5 protein-coding genes and 1 pseudogene are annotated in these 6,196 nt (G+C 37.9%); 4 read left to right on the top strand and 2 right to left on the bottom strand.

All coding sequences use genetic code 11. The annotated features are described in order from the left end of the window. Positions 1–256: 256 nt before the first annotated feature. The 4 genes and pseudogenes from NO346_RS14940 to NO346_RS08185 form a co-directional block, all read left to right on the top strand. Positions 257–415 (top strand): annotated as a pseudogene (locus tag NO346_RS14940) (ATP-dependent Clp protease adaptor ClpS); the annotation flags it as partial. 41 nt (positions 416–456) lie between these two features. Next, entirely contained in the window at positions 457–2,742 is a 2,286-nt protein-coding gene (clpA, locus tag NO346_RS08195) for an ATP-dependent Clp protease ATP-binding subunit ClpA (RefSeq protein ID WP_256414858.1), read from the top strand. Beyond that, positions 2,742–3,104 carry a YnfA family protein gene (locus tag NO346_RS08190; RefSeq protein ID WP_256414857.1) on the top strand — a complete coding sequence of 121 codons (363 nt, stop codon included), beginning with the start codon at positions 2,742–2,744 and terminating at the stop codon, positions 3,102–3,104. Before clpA ends, NO346_RS08190 begins: the two co-directional genes overlap by 1 nt. A 399-nt stretch (positions 3,105–3,503) precedes the next feature. After that, positions 3,504–4,544, top strand: coding sequence for a 3-deoxy-7-phosphoheptulonate synthase (locus NO346_RS08185; RefSeq protein ID WP_256414856.1), 1,041 nt, complete (start codon positions 3,504–3,506; stop codon positions 4,542–4,544). 65 nt (positions 4,545–4,609) lie between these two features. Here the strand turns inward: NO346_RS08185 and NO346_RS08180 are convergent, their stop codons facing one another. Together NO346_RS08180 and NO346_RS08175 are read right to left on the bottom strand one after the other, a co-directional pair. Continuing rightward, a complete protein-coding gene (locus tag NO346_RS08180; RefSeq protein ID WP_256414855.1) occupies positions 4,610–5,515 on the bottom strand; it encodes an alpha/beta fold hydrolase in 906 nt (301 codons plus the stop codon). Continuing rightward, on the bottom strand, positions 5,515–6,075 hold the full coding sequence (locus tag NO346_RS08175; protein ID WP_256414860.1) for a PadR family transcriptional regulator: 561 nt from the start codon (positions 6,073–6,075) through the stop codon (positions 5,515–5,517). Before NO346_RS08175 ends, NO346_RS08180 begins: the two co-directional genes overlap by 1 nt. Between the last annotated feature and the right edge of the window lie 121 nt (positions 6,076–6,196).

Raw genomic sequence — 6,196 nt, 5'->3', positions numbered from 1 at the left:
TGCACGAATGCTAAGAAATCCGGAGTGCAAATATTAACCAAAAAGAAGATCGTTTTTTGATTTATGAAAGAGATCTATTGTTTTATGCTAAAAATATGAATCAATATACTGACAATCTTTATATTCAACCTATACATGATTTGTTAGGTTTTAACTAAGATCATAGCATATTAAAATTTCTCATAGGTTGAATACGCTTTCATAAATAAAGAATAGATTTGCTGTCTTTTTGAGCGACTAGGCAAGTCTTATTCTCTTTGTAATCGAAATTTTACAACAATACTTTGTTTTGAATCTTGACCAAGATACTCAAGTAATGCTAACTGTAGATTATGAAGTAAAGTGTTATTGTAAACGTATACTAGATAACGCTTTAAAGCCTCAGACAAACCAAGTTAATACCAGCTTATTCTAATATTATCCTTTTAGATGAAGCACAAAATATAAGGGGGTTGCATGCTCAGTCGTCAATTAGAAGTATCGTTACGTTTGGCTGTTAGCATGGCTCGTCAAAAGAGACATGAGTTTCTGACAGTTGAACACTTGTTGCTTGCTTTACTTGATAATGATTCAGCAGTCAATGCGTTAAAAGCATGTGGTGCTGATATCGTTACATTGCGTAAAGAATTAGAGGAATATGTAGAGCAACATAGCCCAAAACTTGGTGATAATAGTGAACAGGCGCCTCATCCAACTGAGAGCTTTGATCGAATTTTGCAACGTGCAATTTTCCATGTTCAATCGAGTGGTGGTGACCGTACGGTTGAAGGTGCAGATGTTCTAGTTGCAATGTATTCAGAACGAGATTCGTTCGCGGTTTATTTACTTAAACGTCATCAAATTAACCGTTTAACTTTGACTCAATACCTATCTCATGGCACTCGTAAAGATGAGATTCAAGTTGAAGAAGAAGTTGAAGATATTGAAGGTGAAAGTGCAGCTTCAGCAAATGCTGGGCCACTTGAGCAATACACGCTTAACTTAAATATCGAAGCACAAAAGGGCAAAACTGATCCTTTAATTGGACGTGAAAAAGAAATTGAGCGTGCAGCACAAATTTTATGTCGACGTCGTAAAAATAATCCTTTGCTTGTTGGTGATCCGGGTGTAGGTAAAACCTCAATTGCGGAAGGTTTAGCTTGGCTGATTGTAAATGGCAAGGCACCGAAACCACTTGCGAATGCTGAAGTTTATAGCTTAGACATTGGTGCTTTGGTTGCAGGGACTAAATATCGTGGTGACTTTGAAAAACGTTTAAAACAATTGTTGAATGCTTTGAAAAAGAATCCAAATGCGATTTTATTCATTGACGAAATTCATATGATCATTGGTGCAGGCTCGAGTATGGGCAGCACTATGGATGCATCGAATTTAATTAAGCCTGCATTAGCGAATGGTACTTTGCGTTGTATTGGTTCAACAACTTTCCAAGAGTATCGTCAGGTATTCGAGAAAGATCATGCCTTGTCTCGTCGTTTCCAAAAGATCGATGTGAATGAACCAAGTATTAGTGAAACGATTGAAATTTTACGTGGCTTGAAAAGCAAGTTCGAAGATTTCCATCATGTTGAATACGATGACAAAGCTCTTGTTGCTGCTGTTGAGTTGTCAGCTAAATTTATCAATGATCGTTTTTTACCAGATAAAGCGATCGATGTGATTGATGAGGCTGGTGCACAACGACGTTTGAAAGCTGAAGTCGATGGTACAACCATCTCGGTTGAAAATATCGAAGACATCGTTTCTAAGATTGCGCGTATTCCACCGAAAACAGTATCTAAAGATGACAAGTCTGTACTTGAGAATTTGGAACGTGATCTTAAACGTGTTGTATTTGGCCAAGATGAAGCGATTACAGCACTTGCATCAGCGATCAAATTATCTCGTGCAGGCTTGAAAGCACCAGATAAACCAGTGGGAAGTTTTGTCTTTGCAGGTCCAACAGGTGTAGGTAAAACCGAGGTTACGAAACAACTTGCGAAATTGCTCGGTGTAGAGTTGGTTCGTTTCGATATGTCTGAATATATGGAGCGCCATGCAGTTTCTCGCTTGATCGGTGCGCCTCCAGGCTATGTTGGATATGATCAAGGTGGTTTGCTGACAGATGCGATTCATAAAAATCCGCATTGTGTACTCTTGCTTGATGAGATTGAAAAAGCACATCCAGATGTATTCAACTTGTTGTTACAAGTCATGGATCATGGTGCTTTAACAGATAACAATGGCCGTAAGTCTGATTTTAGAAATGTGATCATTGTTCTTACGACCAACATCGGTGCGGAAAGTATTGTTCGCGCAAGTATTGGTTTCACTGAACAAGATCATAGTGCCGACAATCAGGATGCAATGAAACGTGCATTCTCGCCAGAATTCCGTAACCGTTTGGATGGTGTTATTCAATTTAAAGCACTTCCGACTACGATTATCGACTCAGTTGTAGATAAATTCTTGACTGAGTTGCAAGCGCAGCTTGATGAGAAACAAGTGGTACTTGATGTTGATCAAAGCGCTCGTGATTGGTTGTCAGCTAATGGTTATGACCGTCTGATGGGTGCTCGTCCAATGCAACGTCTCATTCAAGAGCATCTGAAAAAGCCACTTGCTGAGATGATTTTATTTGGTGAGCTTGCAGAGCATGGTGGTAACGTTGCGGTTTCTGTGAAAACAGAAAATGGCAAAGACATTGGTTTAAAATTGGAAGTATTTGAAGATCATATTAACCCGAGTGCTGAACCTGCTTAATGTTTGAACTCTCTTTCTCTATAACCCAAGTACTTAAAGTATTTGGGTTATTTTTGGTCACAGCAATCGCTGAAATCTTAGGTTGTTATTTTCCTTATTTAATTTTGAATCAAGGAAAGTCGCATTGGTTATGGCTTCCTACGGCGTTAAGCTTAGCTGTCTTTGTTTGGTTACTTGCTTTGCATCCTGCGGCATCAGGTCGTATTTATGCAGCCTATGGCGGGATTTATATTTTTACTGCCCTAATGTGGTTGCGTTATGTCGATCAAGTCATGCTAACGCGTTGGGATATTTTGGGTGGGATCGTTGTTCTTTGTGGTGCTTGCCTAATTATTTTACAACCGCAAGGTTTGGTACGTTAAATGCTACAAAATATTTTTCAAAAACACTTGTCAAATGCTGAAATAGTGCGTAATTTAAGGGTTAGGAACATTTTTTTAGATATTTAAAATAAACATGTTAAAGCATACTGTAAACACAAACGCATACTTTTATTTTTGGCAATATATCTAGTTGCCTGATGCGTTTCGGGCAGCAAAAAAGGGTTGCCCAACCAGTTAATACCTGATCGGCAACACCGATCAGGTTTTTTTATGCTTTAACAATCATGATTTTAGGAGAAATACCATGTATACATTCAATTATTCATATTTTAGCAAGATTTCTTGGTTTTACTTTGCAAAAAAATCAACATCACTTAGATCACACTTGCTCAAATAAATGATAGGACTGCGAAGAAGGTCAGTCCAAAGGAATTGAAAATGAATGCTTTAAATACTGCTTTGACACAACCACACACTCATTCACAAGAATCAATACTTAGCTTGCCATCACAACTCAAAGAACAGTATCCCTTGTCTGCAACTTTAGCGCAGCAAATTTCAAAACATCGTCAAACGATTCAGAATATTTTATCTGGACATGATCATCGCTTAATGGTGATTACCGGTCCTTGTTCGATTCATGATCCTATCGCGGTACTCGAATATGCTGATCGCCTTCAACAACTACAAGAACAAGTAAAAGATCAAATATTCTTGGTGATGCGTGCATATATTGAAAAACCGCGTACTACCGTGGGTTGGAAAGGTTTCTTATATGATCCAAATTTAGATGGATCATCAGATTTACAATTGGGTTTAGAAAAGTCTCGTGCACTTTACTTACAACTCATCGAAAAAGGCTTGCCGATTGCCAGCGAAATTTTAAGTCCAATGGCAACAGGTTATTTTGATGATTTACTGGCTTGGGGTGCGATTGGCGCACGTACCAGTGAATCACAGATTCATCGTGAAATTTCTAGCCATATGCCTTACAGTATCGGCTTCAAAAATGGTACAGATGGTTCAATCCAAATTGCTTTGGATGCGATTCAGTCTGCACTGCATGGTCATCAATTCTTAGGTATGACCCAACAAGGTTTACCTGCAATTTTGCATAGCAATGGAAATCCTTTACCACATTTGATTTTACGTGGTTCAAATCAGGGTACCAACTATGATTTGGCTTCGATTCAAGCGATGCATTTCAAACATAAGCATTTACCTGCATTAGTGATTGATTGTAGTCATGGCAATAGTGGCAAAGACCCATTACAACAACCGAATGTTTTAAAGCAGATTATTGCAGAGCGTGCTGAATCTAAAGTTCGTGGGGTTATGCTTGAAAGTCATTTGGTTGATGGCAATCAAAAAATTTCTTGCAACATGACTTATGGCCAGTCTGTGACAGATGGCTGTTTAGGTTGGGATAAAACTGAACAATTATTGCTTGATGTGGCCGAGCAGATGAGAAGTCATTAAATTAGTTTAATAGCCAGTTTATAAATAAGCTGGCTATTTTTAGGTGGAAAATAGCCTAAGTAAAATTATGTTTCTCGTAAAAAATTGCCAATTTCCTGACTAAATTTTCTAGGTTCAGTAATTAGTGGTGTATGCCCAGAACGCTCAAAGTAAACGGCTGTTGCATTGCTTAATGAGTTCGCAATCAGTGTTTGTCCTGTTTCAGGGTAAAGCGTAGATTCACGACCAATAAAGAAGGTTGTTGGACAATCAACATGACTGATTGCTTCACGATAATCTTCATCGTGATTTAAATAGTTCTCTACATACCAAAGCAAGTAATCTAGGCGTTGAATTGGGAGTAAATACTTTTGTAAAAATGGGCGATGTAATGCGAGTTTGAAAATTTTAGGGCTGTAACTGTTGCTGCTTTGAAACTCAATGAATCCAACCCATAAACTGACTAGCTTAAAACGTATTTCTTTGGGTAAATCTTCCAGTATTACAGCGTCTTTGTATTCCAATAATAAAGTTTGAATATCAAGGAGTAAGTTTTTAAATTGCAAATGTTTCTGACCAAATAACCCATACTGCCAAGTTTCATCGACCGAAATCTTTGGCGTTTGATCGATATGTAAATAGGCTTTGAGTTTTGACCCTAAATCAGCATGTTTCATACCATGCATTGCAGTTGTTGCCCCCATGGAATAACCCATCAGGATAAATTGATCTAATTTTAGTTGTTTAATGAGTGCATCTATATCATTCCAATGACTCGAAATGGCGTCAGTATTTGGTATAGCACAATCTTTTGAACCACCAAAACCACGCCAATCTGGAATAATAAATTCGTATTTTTTGCGACTCGCAAATAAAAAAGGAAGCCATTGCCAACTTTGCATACCTAGTCCTGAAAGTACGAGTACAGGTTCACCTTCACCCACACGACGTACAAATAATTTTTCTTGGTCAGGCATGGTATAAAATGGCATTATTTTTCTCCAATTTCGTTTGTTTGTTCGAACTTTTTAAGCTGAGGAATCATTTGTTCTAACCATCTTATCCATTCGATTTCTTTAATGATACCGAGTTCCAGAATCATTTTATGAATAAATAAGACACGATTAGTAGGTTCATTATTTTTAAAGTCTTTGTCATGGATTGTTTGATAAAGACTAAGTTTTTCTTTATGAAGCTCTAGATGTCGTTCAAGTTCAGGCAAAATATTATTGCCGCCAAGCTGTGCTTCCGCTCTTAATCTGACCATGAGGTCATCACGAAGCTGGGCAGGTTCACTTTGCTGTTCAATCCATGTTGCAAGTTGTATTCTTCCGAGTTGTTCAACCTGATAGGTTTTTTTTCGGCTATTTGCTGCTTGTTCTTCTAAGGTTGAAATCCATCCTTTTTTAAGCATACCATTGAGTTCACGGTAAATTTGCTGATGAGTCGCGTTCCAAAAGAAGCCCATTGAACGGTCAAAGCGACGCGCTAACTCAAAACCAGTACTTGGCTTTTCTAATAAGCTCGTCAATAAAACATGGGCAAGTGACATGATGATCCGTAATAAAAAATGACTCATCAGAATTATGCAATATGTTGCATAAAAATCAAATCTTGTTTATAACTTTGTGCAACAAGTTGCATTAGCAAGCAGATTGCTAGCCAAAGGAGAA

The sequence above is a fragment of the Acinetobacter sp. 5862 genome (assembly GCF_024494585.1).
In the GTDB taxonomy this organism is placed as follows: domain Bacteria; phylum Pseudomonadota; class Gammaproteobacteria; order Pseudomonadales; family Moraxellaceae; genus Acinetobacter.
Note: the sequence above shows the minus strand (reverse complement) of the source record. Positions and strands in the feature narration are given on the sequence as shown.